Annotated in this window: 19 protein-coding genes and 2 pseudogenes; 10 read left to right on the top strand and 11 right to left on the bottom strand. The window is 55.5% G+C overall.

The genetic code is table 11. The features are described 5' to 3' along the window. Nucleotides 1-83 precede the first annotated feature (83 nt). Nucleotides 84-845, bottom strand: a complete 762-nt coding sequence (locus ACFER_RS10815) for an HI0074 family nucleotidyltransferase substrate-binding subunit (RefSeq protein ID WP_012938248.1) — start codon at nt 843-845, stop codon at nt 84-86. A gap of 340 nt (nt 846-1,185) precedes the next feature. Here ACFER_RS10815 and ACFER_RS11760 point away from each other — a divergent pair. Further along, nucleotides 1,186-1,353 (top strand): annotated as a pseudogene (locus ACFER_RS11760) (transposase); the annotation flags it as partial. Nucleotides 1,354-1,362: 9 nt separating this feature from the next. Here ACFER_RS11760 and ACFER_RS11755 read toward each other — a convergent pair. Next, nucleotides 1,363-1,833, bottom strand: coding sequence for a hypothetical protein (locus ACFER_RS11755; protein ID WP_012938247.1), 471 nt, complete (start codon nt 1,831-1,833; stop codon nt 1,363-1,365). Between the two features lie 162 nt (nt 1,834-1,995). Then, a pseudogene (locus tag ACFER_RS11965) lies at nt 1,996-2,232 on the bottom strand (hypothetical protein); the annotation flags it as partial. A 593-nt stretch (nt 2,233-2,825) separates the two neighbouring features. Here ACFER_RS11965 and ACFER_RS04555 point away from each other — a divergent pair. Further along, nucleotides 2,826-4,016, top strand: coding sequence for an anaerobic nitric oxide reductase flavorubredoxin (locus tag ACFER_RS04555; protein ID WP_012938246.1), 1,191 nt, complete (start codon nt 2,826-2,828; stop codon nt 4,014-4,016). Nucleotides 4,017-4,167: 151 nt separating this feature from the next. Then, on the top strand, nt 4,168-7,029 hold the full coding sequence (locus ACFER_RS04550) for an EAL domain-containing protein (protein WP_012938245.1): 2,862 nt from the start codon (nt 4,168-4,170) through the stop codon (nt 7,027-7,029). Nucleotides 7,030-7,162: 133 nt separating this feature from the next. Here the strand turns inward: ACFER_RS04550 and ACFER_RS04545 are convergent, their stop codons facing one another. The 3 genes from ACFER_RS04545 to ACFER_RS04535 form a co-directional block, all read right to left on the bottom strand. Then, nucleotides 7,163-7,813 (bottom strand): cupin domain-containing protein, encoded by a 651-nt coding sequence (locus ACFER_RS04545; protein ID WP_012938244.1) that lies wholly within the window; start codon nt 7,811-7,813, stop codon nt 7,163-7,165. Between the two features lie 151 nt (nt 7,814-7,964). Next, nucleotides 7,965-9,317, bottom strand: coding sequence for an MATE family efflux transporter (locus ACFER_RS04540; protein ID WP_012938243.1), 1,353 nt, complete (start codon nt 9,315-9,317; stop codon nt 7,965-7,967). A gap of 96 nt (nt 9,318-9,413) precedes the next feature. After that, complete coding sequence (locus tag ACFER_RS04535) at nt 9,414-10,493, bottom strand: glycerol dehydrogenase (RefSeq protein WP_012938242.1); 1,080 nt, start codon at nt 10,491-10,493, stop codon at nt 9,414-9,416. 275 nt (nt 10,494-10,768) lie between these two features. Between ACFER_RS04535 and ACFER_RS04530 the strand changes: the two genes are divergently transcribed. From ACFER_RS04530 to ACFER_RS04500, 7 genes are all read left to right on the top strand, one after another. Continuing rightward, nucleotides 10,769-11,764: a Bug family tripartite tricarboxylate transporter substrate binding protein gene (locus ACFER_RS04530; RefSeq protein ID WP_012938241.1), complete on the top strand. Its 996-nt coding sequence runs from the start codon at nt 10,769-10,771 to the stop codon at nt 11,762-11,764. Between the two features lie 65 nt (nt 11,765-11,829). Next, a complete protein-coding gene (locus ACFER_RS04525; RefSeq protein ID WP_012938240.1) occupies nt 11,830-12,288 on the top strand; it encodes a tripartite tricarboxylate transporter TctB family protein in 459 nt (152 codons plus the stop codon). A 19-nt stretch (nt 12,289-12,307) separates the two neighbouring features. Continuing rightward, nucleotides 12,308-13,861 (top strand): tripartite tricarboxylate transporter permease, encoded by a 1,554-nt coding sequence (locus tag ACFER_RS04520; protein WP_012938239.1) that lies wholly within the window; start codon nt 12,308-12,310, stop codon nt 13,859-13,861. A gap of 119 nt (nt 13,862-13,980) precedes the next feature. Further along, a complete protein-coding gene (locus ACFER_RS04515) occupies nt 13,981-14,256 on the top strand; it encodes a TM1266 family iron-only hydrogenase system putative regulator (RefSeq protein WP_012938238.1) in 276 nt (91 codons plus the stop codon). Then, complete coding sequence (locus ACFER_RS04510; RefSeq protein ID WP_012938237.1) at nt 14,246-14,989, top strand: ABC transporter permease; 744 nt, start codon at nt 14,246-14,248, stop codon at nt 14,987-14,989. Before ACFER_RS04515 ends, ACFER_RS04510 begins: the two co-directional genes overlap by 11 nt. Beyond that, nucleotides 14,977-15,693, top strand: coding sequence for an ABC transporter ATP-binding protein (locus tag ACFER_RS04505; protein WP_012938236.1), 717 nt, complete (start codon nt 14,977-14,979; stop codon nt 15,691-15,693). Before ACFER_RS04510 ends, ACFER_RS04505 begins: the two co-directional genes overlap by 13 nt. 131 nt (nt 15,694-15,824) lie before the next feature. Next, nucleotides 15,825-16,796 carry an ABC transporter substrate-binding protein gene (locus tag ACFER_RS04500; protein ID WP_012938235.1) on the top strand — a complete coding sequence of 324 codons (972 nt, stop codon included), beginning with the start codon at nt 15,825-15,827 and terminating at the stop codon, nt 16,794-16,796. Nucleotides 16,797-16,843: 47 nt separating this feature from the next. Here the strand turns inward: ACFER_RS04500 and ACFER_RS04495 are convergent, their stop codons facing one another. The 5 genes from ACFER_RS04495 to ACFER_RS04475 form a co-directional block, all read right to left on the bottom strand. Continuing rightward, nucleotides 16,844-17,104 carry a stage V sporulation protein S gene (locus tag ACFER_RS04495; protein ID WP_012938234.1) on the bottom strand — a complete coding sequence of 87 codons (261 nt, stop codon included), beginning with the start codon at nt 17,102-17,104 and terminating at the stop codon, nt 16,844-16,846. Between the two features lie 175 nt (nt 17,105-17,279). After that, a complete protein-coding gene (locus ACFER_RS04490; RefSeq protein ID WP_012938233.1) occupies nt 17,280-17,837 on the bottom strand; it encodes an NUDIX domain-containing protein in 558 nt (185 codons plus the stop codon). After that, entirely contained in the window at nt 17,818-19,542 is a 1,725-nt protein-coding gene (gene recN / locus ACFER_RS04485; RefSeq protein ID WP_012938232.1) for a DNA repair protein RecN, read from the bottom strand. Before recN ends, ACFER_RS04490 begins: the two co-directional genes overlap by 20 nt. 2 nt (nt 19,543-19,544) lie before the next feature. Continuing rightward, a complete protein-coding gene (gene argR / locus ACFER_RS04480; protein ID WP_012938231.1) occupies nt 19,545-20,000 on the bottom strand; it encodes an arginine repressor in 456 nt (151 codons plus the stop codon). A 14-nt stretch (nt 20,001-20,014) separates the two neighbouring features. Further along, the gene (locus tag ACFER_RS04475; RefSeq protein ID WP_012938230.1) at nt 20,015-20,893 is read right to left on the bottom strand and encodes an NAD(+)/NADH kinase; all 879 of its coding nucleotides are present in this window, start codon (nt 20,891-20,893) and stop codon (nt 20,015-20,017) included. Nucleotides 20,894-20,916 lie beyond the last annotated feature (23 nt).

Raw genomic sequence — 20,916 nt, 5'->3', positions numbered from 1 at the left:
CGCCGGGCCTGCGCCCCCTACGGACCCGCAATGGATCCCGGTTTTGGACGGATTTAAGGTATAACAGCCGGGCCTGCAATCCCTTACAACTCTTTCCCTTCCATCTCCTGGTCCAACGCTTCCAGCAATCCGATATACTCGTTTTTGATCAGCCCATAGATTTCCTTTGCGGTGGATTCGTTGTAGGTGTGGGCTGTCAGGTTCCGTTTCTGCTGCATGTCCAGCCATTTTTCCGCATCCCGGATCAGATGCATTTTCCAGGCTTCCCGGATAGCGCTCCGGGGGCTGGCCACCTCCACCCCTTCGAAATCCAGGATGGTTTTCAGGAGTTTCCAGCCCAGTTCGAAGGTAAATTCAAACCGCTGTATGGTTGCATCCAGATAAATACCATCTGCATCAGGCTCTTTTTGCAAGGCAATTTTCAGTCTGCCCAATGCTTTATGGTATTCTTCCCATTTTAAGGTGATTTGTTCTTTGGCCATAATCGGACTCCCCTCCTGGTTCGTTTTCCAAAGCACGATTCCTTCTCTGTCAATGGATTCCTGCAGTTTTTTGTTGGATTGGTTCGTATAGTCGATTAAATCAAACGTATAGGGCAACTGGCTTTCGTCCAATGCCGCCTGCATAGGGGTACGGATGTCCTCTTTGCTGGCAATCGCCAGATCCACATCCGATGTTTCTTTGTAATCTCCCCTGGCACGGGATCCAAAAAGCTTTACCCATAAGAGTTCATTTTGAAAACGAGAAAAAATCCGGTACAAAATTTTCCATTGTTCCAGGGTCATTCCATGAAGTCTGGAATCATGAGCCTCTCTATTCTTTTTTGCTCCAAGTGGTTTCTGCATATTTTTCCCCTCTTTTAGGCTCTCGCTCCTCTGCCAAAGCATCATGGGCCCATTATATCATACTTTTCAGTTTTTTTCCTGCTGGGGGGTGTCCTTGGATACGTTGTATGCGGGGATACAGGCCCCACCGGCGGCCGGGACGGCCCCCCCGGCGTGAGCGGGCGAACCGGGCGGCACGGCTTTGCCGGCCTTGGTTCGCCCCTACGGCTGTTATCGAGTTTCCGGCGGAGATGATGTTCTGGCGGGGCGCCGGGCCTGCGCCCCCTACGGACCCGCGAGGAAATCCTTAAAATGCCTATGGAAGACCTTGCGAGGGTTAGATCCTAACGCCTATCAGAGCCTTTTATCCATCCCTGGAATTGGACCTGTTATGGCCGCTGGTATCCTGGCAGAAATTGGCCATATTGAAGCTTTCAACTCTCAAGAAGCATTGGCAAAGTACGCCGGGCTTATCTGGCGTGAAAACCAGTCAGGTAACTTTAAAAGTGATGATACTCCTCTGGCCAAACGATGTTCGTCACTGTTCGATGGGGCCGATTTCGATTTCGTCGATTTTTCCCTTTTCGATTTCAAAGATCAGACCCACCCCGGGCAGACCCTCCGCCCTGTAGATGGATTTATCCCCACGGACCATGTCCGGCTTTCCGTAGGTCCCCTCCAGGAGGGAAGCGTCCATTCCCACGTGGATCCCTTCCGGAGTTGCCCAGCCGTTGTTGGCAGACACTTCTACCTGATAGACAACGCCTTCCGCCAGATGGAGGGAGACCCCATCCCCATATTCGTATTCCACCACCGATCCCGACGGATGGGAAGCAGAATGTTCCCGTTCCGTTTCTGTAGGGGCACCGTATATCTGCCGTACATAGGAGCCCTCACTGCCAATTCCGATGCCGCCCAAGTACAGGGATTTCTGCGGTACCGATGCCAATGCGGCCGAAGCAGCCAGCGTCAAAAGTGTTGTGAGACCCACAATTGTCCATTTTTTCATCAGGTCCATCCTCCTTATTTTTAAGAATTATTATTGATTTTAATTTTATCATAATCATGCGGGAAGTTACAACCTGTTTTTTATCACATTTCTGTCCTATGTACACTTTTACCCATTGCTGTGAAAAAAAACACGATAAAATTAACGGACGGAGAAACATGATTATCCCTGAACAGCAAGGGCAGCGAAAATGCACGGAATCCGGAAATTACTGCCTTTCTCCGCTATGTGGACGGCAAGGCAGATGACGCTGAATATGATGGCCACGTACATGCCGGGCTTCAGCGTATCCGTGTAGATGACGGATTCGGTGTAGTCATTATCGATGTCATGATTATGGGACTGGTAAGCTGCATCGCCACTGCCGCCGGCACGGTTCTGTGTCGCCGATACCAGATGGCATATGTGGCAACAAGTTCTCGGTGAAGCCTTTATCCAGGACGTGGGGGCGCTTTATTGCATTTCTTGAAGAATGTACCGGAACAGACACCGGACTTTAAGGAGTATATGAGATTTGTCTTTTTTGACTTTTTGACTTTTCTATGATTAAACTAAACTAATCTAATCTAGTCTAGTCTAAATCTAACCTAAACTAATTTATTTATATTAATCTATTTATATTAATCTATTTATACTAATCTATGCTGTCATCTGGCGGACACCCTGATTGCCAGTTGGCAGGCCATTGGACGGCCCATTGGTATACCATGCCCGACCGGCGGCCGGGACGGTCCCCCGGCGTGAGCGGGCGAACCAGGCGGCACGGCTTTGCCGGCCTTGGTTCGCCCCTACGGCTGTTATCGAGTTTCCGGCGGAGATGGTGTTCTGGCGGGGCGCCGGGCCTGCGCCCCCTATGGACCCGCAATGGATCTTGTCAGCTCAGTCCGTCCCACTCTTCACTCACTGTTGTCACAACAACGGTCATTTTTTCTTCTTCCCGGTATACTAAAGACAAGAAAACAAAATCTGTTCCGGTAAAGGAGATGTTCCTCTTGGGAAAGAAGATTACGGATAAAGTGACTTGGGTAGGCAAAATCGACTGGGAACTGACGGAGTTCCATGGGCATGAATATTCCACGGAAAAAGGATCTTCCTACAATTCTTATCTGATCCGGGACCAGAAGACCGTACTTATGGATACGGTCTGGAAACCCTTTGACGAAGAATTCGTGGCCAGCCTGAAACGGGAAATCGACCTGAAAGACATCGATTACATCGTCATGAACCACAACGAAAACGACCACAGCGGGGCCCTGCCGACTCTCATGCGGGAAATCCCGCATACCCCTATCTACTGCACGAAAAAAGGGGAAGCCATTCTCCGGGGGCTGTACCATCAGGACTGGAACTACGTTACCGTCAAGACCGGCGACACCCTGGATCTGGGCAGCAGCCAGCTGGTATTCATCGAAGCTCCCATGCTCCACTGGCCGGATACCATGTTCACCTACATGACCGGAGAAAACATCCTGTTCAGCAATGACGGGTTCGGTCAGCATTATGCCAGCGAAACCCTGTTCAATGACGCCGTGGACCAGGCTGAACTGTACCGGGAAGCCATGAAATACTACGCCAACATCCTGAACCTGTACAGTCCCATGGTCACCCGGAAGATTGCAGAAATCCTCAAGATGGATGTGCCGGTGTCCATGATCTGCCCCAGCCACGGGGTCATCTGGCGGGAGGATCCCCTGCAGATCGTACGGGTCTACCAGGCATGGGCCCAGAATTACCAGGAAAACCAGGTGACCCTGATTTATGACACCATGTGGAATTCCACCCGCCGGATGGCCGAATGCATTGCCGAAGGGATCCACCAGGCGGATCCTACGGTCACGGTAAAGATCTACAATTCGGCGGTGGACGACAAGAATGACATCGTCACTGAAGTCTTCAAATCCAAAGCCATCCTGGTAGGGTCCCCCACCATCAATTACGGGTATCTGTTCTCCATTGGCGGGATCATGGAAATGATCCGGGGGCTGAAATTCAAGAACAAGAAGGCGGCCGCTTTCGAAAGCTACGGCTGGAGCGGGGAGTCGGTCAAGCAGATCACGGAACTGCTCCAGGGTGCCGGGTTCCAGGTGGTCAACAACGGCCTGCGCTGTCAGTGGGCTCCGGACCAGGAGAGCCAGGAACTGTGCCGGAACTATGGCCGGGAATTTGCGGAAGCGGTGAAATAAGAAAAGCGAGGAGGCTGTTGCATGCATATTTTTCACGTGCAACATCCCCCTTTTCCCATTGCTCTTTGGTCAAAATTGTGAGATAATTTTATTGAATCTTATTGACAATGCGTGGCAACCAATCTATTTTTAATCTGCAAGGAGACTGACCATGGAATCTGCGAATTGTACGTCGTTCAAGGGATCGTTCCCGGATTGCTTCGAGAATCTACCCTGCTGTTTTTATGTGGTACAGTCGCAGGAGCCTTTTCCGCTGCTTTATGCCAACAGAGAAACCCTGCGGCTGTTCGACTGCCGGGACCTGGAGGAGCTTCGCCGGCACATCAACAATGATGGTCTCAATATACTCGCTCCGGAAGACCGGGAACGGGGCTTCCAGGAAATCATGCGCGAACTGGCCGAAAAGAACGGCCGGTTTTCCCATATCCAGGGCCACTTGTTCACCCGGAAAAACCGGATCCGCTATGCGGATGTTTCTGGCCGGACGGTAAATACGGAAACCTGGGGCCAGGTGTTTTTCTGCACGCTCCAGGAAATCGACATCCCCACCGGCCAGCCGGTGGACCGGGACATCCGGGACTATGTGACTGAGCACCTGGAGGAGGCCCTGGAGAACCACTGGATCCAGGTGTACTACCAGCCGGTGATCCGCACCCTGACAGGCGAACTGTGCGGTCTGGAAGCCCTGGCCCGGTGGGTGGATCCTCAGGTAGGGTTCCTGTCCCCGGCCTCCTTCATCCCTGTGCTGGAACAGGCCCGGCTGATCCACCGGCTGGACGCCTATGTGCTGGAGGAAGTGTGCCGGATGCTGCGGGAACGGCTGGACAAAAATCTGTGCATTACCCCGGTTTCCTTCAACCTGTCCAGATACGATTTTGACAGCATGGATGTGTTCAGTGTGGTGGAAAACACCCGGAAAAAGTACAGCCTGCCCCGTGATTTTCTCCATGTGGAAATCACGGAAAGCACCCTGGCCCAGAACGCCCAGGTGGTCCATCAGGCACTGGACCAGCTGCGGGAAAAGGGATATGAAATCTGGCTGGACGACTTTGGCAGCGGCTATTCTTCCCTGAATGTGCTGAAGGATTACCAGGTGGATCTGATCAAGCTGGACATGGGCTTTCTCCGGAACTTTACAGCAAAATCCCGGAGCATCATTGCTTCCGTCATTAACATGGCCAAGGATCTGGGAGTCAAGACCCTGGTGGAAGGGGTGGAAACAAAGGAACAGGCGGACTTCCTGGCAGCCATGGGCTGCGGCCGGATGCAGGGCTACTTTTTTGGCAAACCCCAGCCCCTGGCCGGTGTCCTGGCCCATCTGGAAGCAGCGGGCCGCACCGTGGAACCCCGGAAATGGTTCCGTTTCTACGATATGGCCAGCATGGTCATCCGCCAGACCGACCGTTCCACAGCGCTCTTCGATATGGACGAAAAAGGTACTCTTCGTTTTCTTTTCTGGAACAAAGTTTATGAGGAAGAGGCGGAAAAACTGGGATACACCATCCAGGATATCGAAACCAATATGAATCAGCCGGAAAAGAAGGAAAGCATCCGCACCCTGCGGACCTTCATCCAGGTTGCCCGAAAGAAACACAGTGCGAAAACCTTTTTCTATGTTGACAAAGGGGACTATATCGCCGTCCGGGTCCAGGTGGTCTGTGAAATGAACCAGCATCTGCTGGTCCAGGTGGAATTCCAGAACATTTCCCAGAACAGTTCCAGTTCCCGGCAGAATAAGCTGGACGCCAATCTCCGGTATCTGTACGGCCTGTTCGAAGAAGTCTTCCTGGTGGATCTTGACGGAGACTCCATGGAACAGATGTATGCCAACAACAGCAATGAATCCCCCTTCTCCAAAAAAGTCCAGGGTATGCGGGCGGTGCTCCGCACATTTACCCGGGAACAGGTTTATGAAGAAGACCAGTCCGGCTATCTGGCCTACCTTGACCAGGATACGGTGGTCCAGCGGATCAGAAAAAGTCCCACAGGCTATATTTCCCATTTCTTCCGTGCCAAAGACAGCCAGGGCAATTACACCTGGAGGGAAACCATGGCCACCCTGTTCTACAAGGGGCCCCATCCCATGCTGCTTACGACAGCCCGGACCATTGACAGCCCGGTAACCGTAGCCGCCGTTTCTCCGGGAGACAAGAATACCCTGCCCGCTCTTCTGTGGGACAGTTTCCGGAAAAACACCCATTCCAATTATTTCTGGAAGGATAAGGAACGGCGTTTCCTGGGGGCCAGCAAAGCCTTTCTCCGGCATTACGGCTTTGCCTCGGAACAGGAAATCATCGGCAAGACCGATGAGGACATGAACTGGCATCTGGACAACGGACCGTACCGGCAGGATGAACTGGATGTGCTCCACAAGGGCAAAGTGGTGGAAAATATCCCTGGAGAATGCATCGTAAAAGGGGCCCTGCATCATATTGCCTGCTACAAATGGCCCATCTACCGGGACGGACAGATTGTGGGGCTTATGGGGACGTTTTTTGATGCGGACCAGGTGTATCATGAGCTCCGGAAGACCCTCCCCTCCCCCTTTGAAGATCCTGTTTCCGGTCTCCAGAACCGCCAGGGATTCCTGAACGATATGATGGAAACCCAGGAGCAGATGGAAGCCAGTGGTGATTCCTTCTGCCTGATCCTGCTGGAAAGCCGGTTCGACGAATACCTGAAGAAATCCTACGAAGCGCCTCTGCTGCGGAAACTGATCCATGAAGAAGGACGGATCATCCGGGAGGAAGCGGGCACGAATTCTTCCATTTCCCGGCTTTTCAATTCCATGTTCGCCATCCTGCGCCGGGAGAAAGATCCGAAAGAATCGGAAGCCCTGGCCCGGAAAATCCAGGCACGGCTCCAGGATATCCATCAGGTGGAGGGAAACCCGGTTACGGTAACCTTCCGCTGGAGCATCGTCCATTCCGCCGAACCCCGGCTGGGAACCGATCCAAAAAGAAAAATCCGGAAATTCTACCGCCTGGCCATAAAACGGTTGAGAGAACAGTGAAAGGGGGTGTGAAAAAATGCTTTTTCACACCCCGTCACTAGTCACTAGTCTCTAGTCACTAGCCGATGGAAGCCAGCTGACGCAAGCGAAATAAAGGCGCTGTGGATGATTTTTTCACAGCGCCTTTTTTATATCATTCCAGCGTCAGCAGCAGGCCCATTTTAAAGGGTTTCTCTGCTTTGACCCAGTGGAGTCCGTTTTTGGCGAAGCGGAACTGTTCTCCGGCTTTCAGGGTGTGGGCCTGGCCTTCGTAGCCGATGATCCCTTCCCCGTCCAGGGCGAATATCAGGGCATCCCCCGGTGCGGCGTGTTCGCTGAGGCCGGTGCCGGCGTCAAAAGCCATCACCACGAATTTCATCTTGTCGTTGTGGACCACGTCCATGTTCACGATACGGCCTTCCTGATAAGGCACCAGGTCCGCCAGTCTGAATGCTTCCCCTGCTTTTACTGCGTTGTTCATGATATCCTCCTTCTGGATTTCCACTTCCGTATATACGGTATCTTCTTCTGCCGCCATGCCCACAGGTACGTCCGTAGGTGTGAGCAGGCTCTCGCCTGCTTCCAGTACCGTTCCTTTCAGGCTGCCTGTAAGGGCCAGCCGTCCGGTGTGGACTGTGAGCAGCTTGTGATAGGGATAGATTTCGGCACTGATGTCCGTCCCCTCTCCCAGGGAAAAGATCCACAGGGGATTCTTCCCTGCTCCGATCTGCTGGGAAACGGTACAGCCAGCCACCGGAGCATTGGTTTCCGCCATCCGGAACACCCGTCCAGGATCCAGTTTCATACTGCCACCTGCTTTCTTTCCTTTTGTTGTCTGTATTGTAGCATGGAAGAAAGGGAAAGTACGTTGGAAGAACAACGGAATAAGGAAGTCAAACGCGGCTGCTAACCCACCACCAGCCTGGCGGGGCGGCCGGGCCTGCCGCCCCCGCTTTTTATTTCTCCGGCAGCTTCTGGAAGAACTTCCGGATCAGGACGGCGGCCAGGAGGAAGCCGCACAGGTCGGATACGCTCTGGCTCCACACCAGCCCGGTCAGCCCGAAGGCCCGGGGCAGCACCAGCAGGGTGGGAATCAGGAACAGGCCGCTGCGTCCGGCGGCCACCAGCATGGCGCCCCCGGTTTTCCGGGTGGTCTGGAGGCACATGTTGGTCAGGATGGTCAGGGGCACCAGGAAGAAGGTCATGGCCTGGGCCCGGAGCGCCTGTGCCCCGGTGGAAATCACCAGGGGATCGTTCCGGAATTCTCCCAGGATGGGCACGGCCCACACAATGGCCACGGCGGCGGCCAGCAGGGCAAACAGGGTCCCCGCCTTCACCGCAAACCAGAACCCTTCCCGGAGCCGCCCGTATTTCCGGGCTCCGTAGCTGAACCCGCACACGGGCTGGAATCCCTGGCCAAAGCCGATGATCACGGAAGCGGCGAAGAAGCTGAGCCGGGTGACGATGGACATGGCGGCAATGGCCGCATCCCCAAAGCCTCCGGCGGCCACGTTCAGGAAAATGGTGGAAAGGCTCTGGGTCCCCTGGCGGATCAGGGAAGGGGCTCCCCCGGCCACGATTTCCTTCAGGATGGGCCAGGAGGGATGCATGTTCCGGAACCGGATGGGAATGTTGGCTCCCTGCCGGGTCATGCAGAACAGGATACAGAAACTGACAAACTGGCTGAGGATGGTGGCATAGGCGGCCCCGGCCACTCCCAGACGGAACTGGAAAATAAAGAGCGGATCCAGGAACACATTCAGGAATCCCCCGATGGTGATGCCCACCATGGCAAAGGCGGCACTGCCCTGGAACCGGAGATGGTTGTTCATCACCAGGCTGGACATCATCACGGGAGCTCCCACCAGGATCACGCTCATGTACTGGACCGCATAGGGCAGGATGGTGGGAGTGGACCCGATCAGGGTGGCCAGCTGGGGAGCGAACAGATTCCCCAGCACGGCGATCAGCAGCCCGCAAAGGAAGGTGTAGAGAAAACTGGTGGAGGCCATGGTTTCCGCCTCCGGCCGTTTTTTGGCTCCCAGCAGCCGGGAAATGCTGTTGCCGGACCCGATGCCAAAGAAAAAAGCAATGGCATGGATGATGGCCATGGTGGCGAAGGTAACCCCCACCGCGGCGGTGGATGCTGTATCGATCTTGCTGACGAAATAGGTATCCGCCATATTGTAAAAGCTGGTGCACAGCATGCTGATGATGGAGGGCAGGGCCAGGGAAGCAATCAGGGGCTTTACCGGGGCTTCCAGCATCTTTTTGTATTTTTTTGCTTCTTTGCTTTCTGTGTCTGACATAACAGGTACCGCCGATCTGTCCGGTTAGGGACGTTTTCTGCTATTATACCATAAACAGGGGTGCTGCCGGGCAGCACCCCTGTTGTCAATCATCCCCTATTTCCCCAGCGCATCGGCCTGGACGATGGCCGCATACAGCTGATCTTCGGTTACGTCGGCCACCATGTTGTGAATGCTTTCGCCGGGCACACAGGCGGCTTTGGCAATCTGGCGGATCTGTTCATCGGTGGTGATGCCCAGTTCTTCCAGGGTGGTGGGCAGGCCCACTTCTTTGCAGAAGCCCTGGACATCCCGGAATTCATCCTCTTCCACCCCTTCCAGCACCAGCTGGACCAGGGTGCCGAAGGCTACACAGTTCCCATGGGGAGCGCTGTGGCCGCCCAGAGAGGTGATCCCGTTGTAGAAGGAATGGGCGCAGGCCAGGCCTCCATTATCGGCCCCCACCCCGGACAGATACACATTGGTTTCGATGATGGCATCCAGGGCGGGCGTCACCACCTGTTTTTCCACGGACATCTTGGCCTGGGCCCCGTAGTTCCGCAGGTTTTCGTAGCACAGTTCGCACAGGGCCATGGCGGACCGGGTGATGCCGCCGTTTTCCAGGCTGGGAGCATCGGTCCGGTAACAGGCCCGGGCTTCAAAATACGTCCCCAGGGCATCCCCCATGCCGGCCACCAGGAATTTCACCGGGGCATGGGCGATGATCCAGCTGTCCACCAGCACCCCGTCCGGGTTGTTGGGATAGAACAGATAGCTGTTGAAGGAACCATCATCGTTGTAGATCACGGAAAGGCCGGTGCAGGGAGCGTCGGTAGCCACCACCGTGGGAATGATCACCACCCGTTTCCCTTCATGATAAGCAGTGGCCTTGGCGGTATCGATGGCGGAGCCGCCGCCGACCCCCACCACCACATCGATGTTTTCCGCCCGGACCATTTTCCGGAATTTCTCGATTTCCCCCACACTGGAAATCCCTCCGAACACTTCGTAATGCCGATGGGTATCGCTGGTGCCGAAGCTTTCCTCCAATTTGTCATGGCAGGTCCGGTGGCCGCTCCGGCTGCAGATGAACAGCCAGTTCTTCCCCAGATCCCTGAAATATTCATAGAATTCCTTCAGAGCTCCGTTGCCCTGTACATATTTCAGCGGTGCACGCATGAGACGCAGTCTTGCCATAGCCGTTTCCTCCTTTGTTACGGGGAACCGTCCCCAAAAGCGGAGATTTTCCCGTCTTTCCAAGATAGATTTTTGTTTTTTCATTATACCATAGAGTCTAAGTCTTTAACAATAATTATTGATTTTAGGCATGATAAACAAAATGGCTTTCTGTGATTTTTATGCCTTGCGTGTTTTTTCCAAAAATTCAGTAGGCGGGCGTTCCGAAATATGCTACAATAGTTTTACAGAGTTTTTACATTTTTACTGATTCATTACAAAGGAGGACGATTTGTATGAAACTCAAAAAGTGGCTGGCTGCGTCCGCCATCTGTGCCCTGGCTCTGGCAGTAGGTGCCTGCGGCGGCAAGAAAACCCAGAAGGCGGCCGATGACTGGAAACCCACCAAGGACATCAAGGTCATCGTAGCCTACAAGGCAGGATCCGGTACGGATACCGGAGCCCGGGTACTGTGCAAGGATGCGGAAAAATTCGTGGGAAAGACTCTGGTCATTGAAAACAAACCGGGTGCGGACGGAAAGATCGGCTGGACGGAACTGTCCAAGGCCAAACCAGACGGCTACACCATCGGCTTCATCAACCTGCCCACCTACACCACCCTGGCTCTGGCCAAGAATGCTTCCTTTGATGACAAGAGCATCGTTCCCATCTGCAACCATCTGAAGGAAACCGGGGTTGTGGTGGTCCGGAAGGACAGCAAATTCAACAGCCTGAAGGATCTGGTGGAATATGCCAAAGCCCATCCCGGCGAACTGAAAGCCTCCACCAACGGGGTCCAGGCTTCCAACCATACGGCAGCCCAGCTGCTGGCCACCACGGCCAAATTCAAATACAATGCAGTTCCCTACGGCGGCACGGCTGACCAGCTGCTGGCTCTCCGTCAGGGCGAAGTGGACTTCTCCTGTGCCAAACTGGGGGATGTGGAACCTCTGATCCGGGGCAACAACGCTGCCCTGAAACTGCTGGGTGTATACTCTGAAAAACGTCTGGACAGCTACAAGGATGTCCCCACCCTGGGTGAACTGGGTTACTACAACAAATGGTACGGTTCCGCCCGTGCTCTGGTAGCCCCCAAAGGCACTCCGGAAAACATCATCAAATTCTATGAAAAAGCCTTCAAACTGACCATGACCGACGAACAGACCATCCGCGACCACAAGAACGCCGGTCTGGAACTCCACTACATGGACAGCAAGGAACTGGGCAAACTGATCCAGGATCAGATGACCTTCTGCAAAGATGTAGTCTCCAAACTGTACCAGGATGCCTGATCGAAACAGTGTATGAAACCGGGGGCTGCCGTCCGTGCAGCCCCTCTTTATGAGGGGAAACCATTATGAAAAAATCGGAACTCAGTGTTGTGATCTTTATGCTGGGATTCTGCGCCTTCTTCTTTTATGAGACACTGCAGCTGCCTCCTGCGGCACAGAGCTATCCCAAATTCGTCATTGGCCTGCTGGCTGTCCTGACCCTGATGCAGCTGGTGAAAATGGCCTGCAGCTGCCACGGCCATTTTACGGTCATCAACGACCTGCCGGAAGTCTGGACCCATTTCCTGCCCCGGCAGTTCTTCACCTTCCTGGCGGCTTCCATTCTTTTCTTTGTGCTGATGGTGCTGATCGGATTCTATCCTGCTGCCATCCTTTATCTTGTTTTTATGATGCACTTTTTCCACATCGAAAAGAAATACATGGCCATCACCGTTGTGGTGCTCATGGTCCTGATCTATATCGTCTTCAGCGAATTCCTGGCTGTGCCTCTGCCCGCCGGCCTGCTGCTGGACGAACTGCTGTAGGAAGCGGAGGGATGAACAGATGGAAAATCAATATGCATTGATGGCCATGGGATTCGTCAACGCGCTTTCTCCCATGAATATCGTTATCATGATTGCCAGTGTGACCATGGGGATCGTCATCGGCTGCATGCCGGGGCTGTCCGCTGCCATGGGGGTGGCCCTGCTGCTGCCCCTGACCTTCGGGATGGAACCTTCCGCCGGTCTGATCATGCTGGGAGGCATTTACTGCGGTGCCATTTTCGGCGGATCCATTTCCGCCATCCTGATCCACACCCCCGGGACACCGGCTTCGGCGGCCACCGCCATAGACGGCTACGCCATGACCCTGAAAGGGAAAGCCGGGAAAGCCCTGGCCACAGCCTGCATCGCCTCTTTCTGGGGCGGTCTCCTGAGCTGCATTTCCCTGTATTTCTTCGCACCCATGCTGGCCAAACTGGCCATGGAATTCGGGAGCCCTGAATACTTCTGGCTGAGCCTGTTCGGGCTCACCATCATCGCCGGGATCAATACGGATTCCATGATCCTGGGGCTTATGTCCGGGGCCTTCGGGCTGGTGCTGTCTACCATCGGCATGGATCCCATGCAGGGTGTGGAACGGTTCATGTTCGGCCAGGATTCCCTGTACAACGGCATCAACATCACCTGCGCCCTGATCGGGCTGTTCTCCATGAGCCAGGCCTTCATCCTGGCGGAAAAGGCCATTGTCCAACGGGCCAAAGCCGCCAAATTCAAGGACCGGATCATGCTGAGCCTCCAGGAAATGAAACAGATCACCCCTACGGTGATCCGCAGCTGGATCATCGGGAACATCATCGGGATCCTGCCCGGTGCCGGTGCTTCCATCGCCTGCTTCCTGGGCTACAACGAAGCCAAACGGTTCTCCAAACATCCGGAAGAATTCGGCAAGGGCTCCATTGAAGGGATTGCCGGATCGGAAGCCGCCAACAACGCGGTGACCGGCGGTTCCCTGATTCCCACCCTGACCTTGGGGATTCCCGGGGAAAGCGTTACCGCCGTGCTCATGGGCGGACTGATCATCCACGGTCTCCAGCCGGGACCGGAACTCTTTACAAAGTATGCTCCCATGACGTATACTTTCTTTGGCGGGTTTGTGGTGATCCAGTTCTTCATGCTGCTGATCGGCCTTCTGGGCTGCCGGCTGTTCGCCAAGATCGCCCGGGTGTCCGACGCCATCCTGATTCCCAGCATCTTCGTGCTGTGTGTGGTGGGTTCTTTCGCCATCAACAACAGTGCCTTTGACGTAAAGGTCATGTTCGTGTTCGGGATCATCGGTTACCTGATGCGGAAATGCAACATGAACACCGCGGCGGTGGTCCTGGCCCTGATCCTGGGGCCTCTGGGCGAAAAAGGCCTGCGGCGGAGCCTGAGCCTGTCCGGCGGGGATACCAGTATCCTGCTGTCCACCAACATCTGCAAGATCCTGCTGGCCCTGTGCCTGCTGTCCCTGCTCTCTCCCTTTGTGATGAAGTTCTTCAAGAAGGAAAAGAAAGCGGACGAAGCGGTGCTGGCAGAAGAAGAAAAAGAAATCGACGAAGCCAACAAGAAAAACTGAATCTGACAAAAAAGCCTTCTCACATCAAAAGACCCCTTGCGATGGAAGAGGGACAGAGTAAAGGGGGTGCTGCGCTGCAGCATCCCCTGTCAATTGTCATTGGTCAAAGGAGGTCTTTTATGGAAGAAACACGTGTGGCGATTTTAGGCATTATTGTGGAAGACCCGGATGCAGTGGAGGACTTGAACGCCATCCTCCATGATTTCGGGCCTTATGTAATCGGACGGATGGGCATCCCCTATCACGCCCGGAACATCCACATCATCAGCGTGGTGGTGGATGCCCCTCAGGATATCATCAGCAACCTGTCCGGCCGGATCGGGAAGCTGCCGGGGGTATCCTCCAAGACGGCCTATGCCAAAGTCTCCGCCGCCCACGAAGCCCATGAAGGCTAAATTCCGGTTCCTGTTCCCCTTTGTGCTGGTGTTCCTGCTGTGGGAATGGGCCGCAGCGGAGGGGATCTGGAGCAGCTACATCCTGCCCTCCCCGGGCCGGGTGGGGGAAACTCTCTGTCACATGATCCAAAACGGGGAACTGGTCCGGCATATCCTGATCAGTCTTCGACGGATTGTGACGGGCTTTTTCTGGGCGTTCCTTTCCAGCTGCCTCCTAAGCAGCCTGAACCTGCTGTTTCCCCGGATCCGGGACTGTTATGCCGGACTCCTGGAAGTGTTCCGCCATGTGCCGCCTCTTTCCCTGATTCCCCTGCTGATTCTCTGGTTCGGCATCGGAGAACTGCCCAAGACCATCATCATTGTGCTGGCCTCCTTCTTCCCCATGTACCTGAACATGGACGACGGTTTCCGCCGGTGTGACCGGAAGCTGCTGGAAGTGGGCCGGATGCTGTGCTTTTCTCCCTGGCAGAGCCTGTGGAAGATCCGCCTGCCGTCTGCCCTGCCGGGGATCCTTACCGGGCTCCGGGTGGGCATGGGCTACAGTCTCCGGGCCATCATCGGTGCGGAAATGATTGCTGCGGACAGCGGCCTGGGCTATCTGATCCTGGATGCCCAGGCCATGAGCCGCAGTGACAAGGTGTTCATCGGCATCCTGACCATCGGAGCCCTGGGGCTGGTGCTGGACGGGATCTTTGCCCTGGTGGAAAGGAAGGTACTCTATTGGATGCGCTGAAACTGGACGGCATTACCAAAACCTATGGCACCCGGACCGTGCTCCGGGACCTGTCCCTGACCCTCCATCCCCGGGAATGCACTGTGATCCTGGGAAAAAGCGGCTGCGGCAAGACCACCCTGCTCCGGCTGCTGGCCGGCCTGGAAGCCCCGGATGGCGGCACTGTAGAAAAACCCGCTGGCCTGAAACTGGGGATGATGTTCCAGGAAGCCCGGCTGTTTCCCTGGCTCACCTGCCGGGAAAACATCACCCTGGGGCTGCCGGCGGGCACGGATCCCCGGGAAACGGACCACTGGCTGCAGCTTGTCCAGCTGACGGAAGCGGCGGACCAGTATCCTTCCCAGCTGTCCGGAGGCATGCAGCAGCGGGCTTCCCTGGCCCGGACCCTGGCCATGCACAGTGATCTGATCCTGATGGACGAACCCTTTGCCGCCCTGGATTATTTCACCCGTTCCCAGCTCCAGCAGGAACTCCGCTCCATGGTGGAACAGCTCTCCATGGGGGTGGTGCTGGTGACCCACAATGTGGACGAGGCCCTGATCCTGGGGGACCGACTGCTGATTTTGAAAGACGGCCGAATCACCCAGGAACAGCACCTGGCCCCGGGAAAACGGGACCTGCTCTCTCCAGGGCTCATCGCAGCCAAGCGGCAGGTGCTGAATGGGCTGCTGCAGCCCGGTCAGCTGTCAGCGGTCAACGGCTGAAGGAAGGAACTTGCAGCAGGTTCCTTTAAAAAGAAACGCCGCTGATGCGGCTAACCCACCACCAGCCTGACGGCTGGTCCCCCGCCCTTGTAAAGGGCGGATCTACCCTCGGTATGAAAGGATCTGTTACCATGTCATTGAAGAAAAAACTCTCTGTTGTACTGGCCTGCTGCCTGGTGGCGGCAGGGGCCCTGGCTGCCGGATGCGGCAGTGACAAATCCGCCCAGAAAGCGGCTCCCAAAATGGATAAGGTGAGCATCACCTATGTCCAGGCTCCCCTGAACATCCCCTCTATTGTAGAAAAAGCCAACCAGAGCTTTGAAAAGAAATTCAAGGAAAAGAACGTTGCCGCCTCCTACTCCACCATCACTTCCGGTGCGGACCAGACGGCAGCCCTGGCCAGCGGGGACATCCAGTTCCTGAACTGCGTGGGCGGTTCTTCCGTCCTGCTCAGCGCCGCCAACGGCAACGACATCAAGATCATCAGCCTGTACTCCCAGGCGCCCAAAGCCTTCAAACTGTTCTCCAAGGACGGCAGCATCCAGAGTGCTGCGGACCTGAAGGGCAAGACCATTGCCGGGCCCAAAGGCACCATCCTCCACGAACTGCTGGCGGCCTACCTGCAGCAGGCCGGTCTTTCCATGAAGGATGTGAAGTTCGTTTCCATGGGGCTCCCCGCCGCCGCTTCCGCCCTGGAAAACGGCAGTGCTGACTGTGCCCTGCTGGCCGGTCCTCTGGCCTACAATGTGGAAAAGAAGGGCATGCACGTGGTCACCACCGGGGAAGGCCTGGTTTCCGGCCTGACGGTCACCGCTGTCAGCGGCAAGTTCTACAAGGAACACAAAGACCTGGTGGATACCTTCCTGGCGGTCCAGAAAGAAACCCTGGACTTCATGAAGAAGAATCCGGACAAGGCCCTGGAACTCACCGCCAAAGCCACGGAACTGAAACCGGAAGCCGTAAAGGAAATGGCGCCTCTCTATGACTTCAGCATGACCATCACTCCTGAAGCCATTGCTTCCCTGAAGAAGACCCAGGATTTCCTGGTGGCCTCCGGCATGATGGAAAAGAAAGTGGATGTGGACAGTCTGTTCGTGAAATGAGCATAAAAAAAACGCCTGCCGCGTAATGCGGCAGGTGTTTTTTATGCTCAGCGCGGTTCTACCAACAGTTTGATGGCGGTCCGTTCTTCCCCATCAATGTTGATATCGATGAATGCGGGAACACAAACCAGATCCATACCGTGGGGTGCCACAAACCCGCGGGCGATGGCGATTGCCTTCACTGCCTGGTTCAGCGCACCAGCCCCAATGGCCTGGATTTCTGCTTTGCCGTTTTCTCTCAATACCCCTGCTAATGCACCTGCTACAGAATTCGGATTGGATTTTGTCGAAACCTTTAGTACATCCATGTTCGGTTCCCCCTCATCTTATTTTGTGAAATTCGGAAAATGTTCATTCCACAGTACTCCATTTGATGCTGCTGTTTCTTGAACGTTTCCAAAAATCAATTTATGGATATTATAACATACTTTAGGATTTTCTGTTACATTTATTTTTAATTTTAGGGTAACATTACAGGATTTTTTAACAGGCCTTTTTTGTCAGGAAGTACAATAGAAGCGCTGACAGGGTTTTTGCATCAAAGATGTCTTCTGACAGGACCATTTGTTTGACTTTTTCTTCCGGGATCACTTCCACCTGGAGGAATTCATCCGCATCGGGATGCATCTCCCCTTTGTGGAGGCCGGTGGCCAGGAACAGATGGATGGTTTCATTGGTGAACCCGGGGGTGGTCACAATGGAGGTCATCCGGGTCCAGTGGTCCGCCGTAAGCCCGGTTTCTTCGGACAGTTCCCGCTGGGCGCTGGGGAGGATTTCTTCCCCTTTTTCCAGTTTTCCGGCAGGAATCTCATAAATCACGGAATGGACCGGATACCGGAACTGCTTCACAAACACCATGCTGCCGTCTTCCAGCACGGGCAGGATCCCCACGGCTCCCTGATGGAGGATGTATTCCCGGGTGGATTCGTTCCCGTTGGGCAGTCCCACCTTGTCCACAAACAGATGGAGCAGACGGCCTTCAAAGGCGGTCCGGGTCGAAAGCTGTTTTTCATCCAGCCGATCATCGTGCAGGGTTTTCATGAATGTCAGACTCCTTCGTTTTTTTGAATTTGGCGGCCATGGCCAGCAGTTCTCTGGCGTTTTCCCGGGCGGAACGGGAGGTATTGGTGCCGCCGGTCATACGCATGATTTCCTGGATCCGCCCTTCTTCATCCAGTACATCCACCTGGCTGACGGTACTGCCCTTGTCGGCACTTTTGTGGATGTACAGCTGATGGTCCGCAAAGCAGGCGATCTGGGCCAGGTGGGTAATGCACAGCACCTGGCGCTGCCGGGCGATCAAAGCCATTTTTTCTGCCATTTTCTGGGCGGTGACGCCCCCCACCCCGGTATCGATTTCGTCGAAGATCATGGTGGGCACCCCGAACTTCTTCATCATGACGGTTTTCAGGGCCAGGGCGAACCGGGACAGTTCCCCGCCGGAAGCGATCCGGCCCAGGGGTTTCAGATCCATCCCCGCATTGGCGGAAAACAGGAACTGGATATTGTCCTGGCCTCTGCCATGGCATTCCGGCAGCCGGGCAAACTGGAGGTCCACCCGGCCTTCGGGCATGGCCAGATCCCGGATGTGGGGCAGCAGGGCTTCCACCAGCAATCCGGCGGCTTTTTTCCGGGCCGCGGTCAGTTTGTCCGCTTCCGTCTGCATCTCCGCCTTCAGGATGGCTTCCTGTTTCCGCAGCCGGGCCAGGGTGGATTCCAGGGACAGGAGTCCTTCGTATTCCGCCTGGGCCTTATCCCGGTAGGTCAGCACTTCTTCCAGGCTGCCCCCGTATTTCTGCTTCAGCCGGTACAGCTGGTCCAGCCGTTCCTGGGCCGCTTCCAGGGTCTCCCGGTCGTCATGATCCGCCGCCAGGATATCTCCCAGGGACTGGCGCACATCTTCCAGGGTTTCCCAGGCAGAATCCATACTTTCTGCATAGGGTTTCAATTCCGGAGCATAGTCCAGCACCCCTTCCAGGGTGGTCCGGGCCGTATTGATGGCATCCAGGGCACTGGGGACGCTGTCCTCACCCCCTTCCAGGTAATGATGGGCTTCCCCCACCGCCTGGAGGATCTTTTCCTGGTTGCTCAGCTTCCGCACCGTTTCCCGGAGCTGCTCATCTTCTCCCGGCTGGATCCGGGCCTCGTCGATTTCCTTGATTTCCCCTTCCAGCCGTTCCAGGTCTTCGGTCTGGTGGGCATCCTTCAGCAGCCATTTTTTCACCGTTTCCCGGGCCTTGTCGTAGGCCACGAATTTTTCCTGGTATTTTTCCAGCAGGGCCTGGAGCCGGGGATCCCAGTGATCCAGGATGGTCAGGGCCGCCCCGGGCGCCAGCAGGGTCTGGTTTTCATGCTGCCCGTGGATATCCACCAGCTGGCTGGCCAGACGGCTGAGCACATACACCGGCACCTGCCGTTCATTCACGAAAGCCTGGCTCTTGCCCCCGGCCGTCACCTTCCGCCGGAGGAACAGGGTGTCTTCCCCCAGATCCAGGTCCAGTTCCCGCAGGATATCATGGACCGTTTCCAGTCCCTCGATGTCGAACACCGCCTGGATCCAGTAGGCGTCCGCCCCCGGCCGCAGGTAGTCCACACTGGCCCGGCTGCCCAGCACAATGCTGAAGGCATCGATAAGGATGGATTTCCCGGCGCCGGTTTCCCCGGTGAACACATTGAACCCCGGTGTGAAATCCACCCGCAGGCGGTCGATCAGGGCAAAGTTGTGCACTTCCAAGGAATTGAGCATGGTCAGCGTCCTTTCCTGGCCGTGAGACGGCGTTTCACCGTTTCCACGTGGTCTTTGCTGTCCACGATCAGCAGCACGGTGTCATCGCCCCCTACGGTCCCCAGCAGTTCCTTCCAGCTGAGATGGTCCAGGGCATAGGCCACCGCCTGGGCCGTACCGGGCAGGGTATGGAGGACGATCAGGTTCTCGGCGGAGCTGATGGTAAGGGTGTAGCTCCGGAGGGTATCTTCCAGCCGTTCCGTGGTGAGGATCTTGCTGTTTTCCGAAGGGAAGGAATATTTGTACCGTCCGTCCTCATCGGGGACTTTGATCAGCATCATTTCCTTGATGTCCCGGGACACCGTGGCCTGGGTCACATTGAACCCTGCTTTTTTCAGCGCCTCTGCCAGATCACTCTGGGTTTCGATCTGCTGGTCTTTGATGATTTCTTTGATGGCTTCCTGTCTGGATATTTTCATGATTTCCGCACCTCCTACAGAATGGTCTGCCCTTCGTTCTTCAGCATCCTGTCCTGCCATGTGGCATAGTAGGACAGGGGATTGATGCGCACAAACCGGGCATCACAGGGACTTTTTTCAATCAGGGCCCGCTGGTTCCAGGCCAGATGGCTTACGGTCATCCCGTCCGCAGAGATCAGGATGGTTTCGTAAGGGGGCCGGGGAGTGATTTCAATGGGATGTTCCATGGGGATCACCAGAGGCCGGGCATGGAGGGCATGGGGACAGATGGGGGTGATGATGCTGGCCTTCAGACTGGGATGGACCACCGGTCCCCCGGCGGACAGGGAATACGCGGTGGAACCGGTGGCCGTGGCAATGATCAGCCCGTCCGAGGGAGCATTGGCCGTAGGTTCTCCGTTGATTTTCAGGCTCATCCGGGTCAGCCGGGACCGGTCGCTGCTTTCCAGCACCATATCATTGAGGGCATGGGCCTTGCAGGTCATCTTTTCTCCCTGCCATACGGTCAGCTGGAGCATGTTCCGCTTTTCCAGGATGTATTCCCCCCCCTTGATCTTCAGCAGGGCCGGATACAGATCCGGAGCCGCCACTTCCGTCAGGAACCCCAGCTTCCCCATGTTCACCCCCAGAAGGGGGATGTTCAGCTGGGTCACATACCGGGCCGCCCGGAGGATGGTCCCGTCGCCTCCCAGGGTCAGGGCCATGGAAAGCTGAGCCAGGCTGCCAGGGTCTTCCTGATCATAGCCAGGCACCCCGAAACTCTCCGCGATTTCCCGGGGAAACACCACCGGAATCTCTTCCGCCCGGCAGAATTCCACCAGTTTGGGCAGCAGGGCCCGTACTTTTTCTTTCGGCAGATTGGGGAACACCCCCAGCCGCAGTCTCTTTTCCATGGTTCCACCCCTCATTTTTTCTG

The sequence above is a fragment of the Acidaminococcus fermentans DSM 20731 genome (genome assembly GCF_000025305.1).
GTDB classification, from domain to species: Bacteria; Bacillota; Negativicutes; order Acidaminococcales; family Acidaminococcaceae; genus Acidaminococcus; species Acidaminococcus fermentans.
Note: the sequence above shows the minus strand (reverse complement) of the source record. Positions and strands in the feature narration are given on the sequence as shown.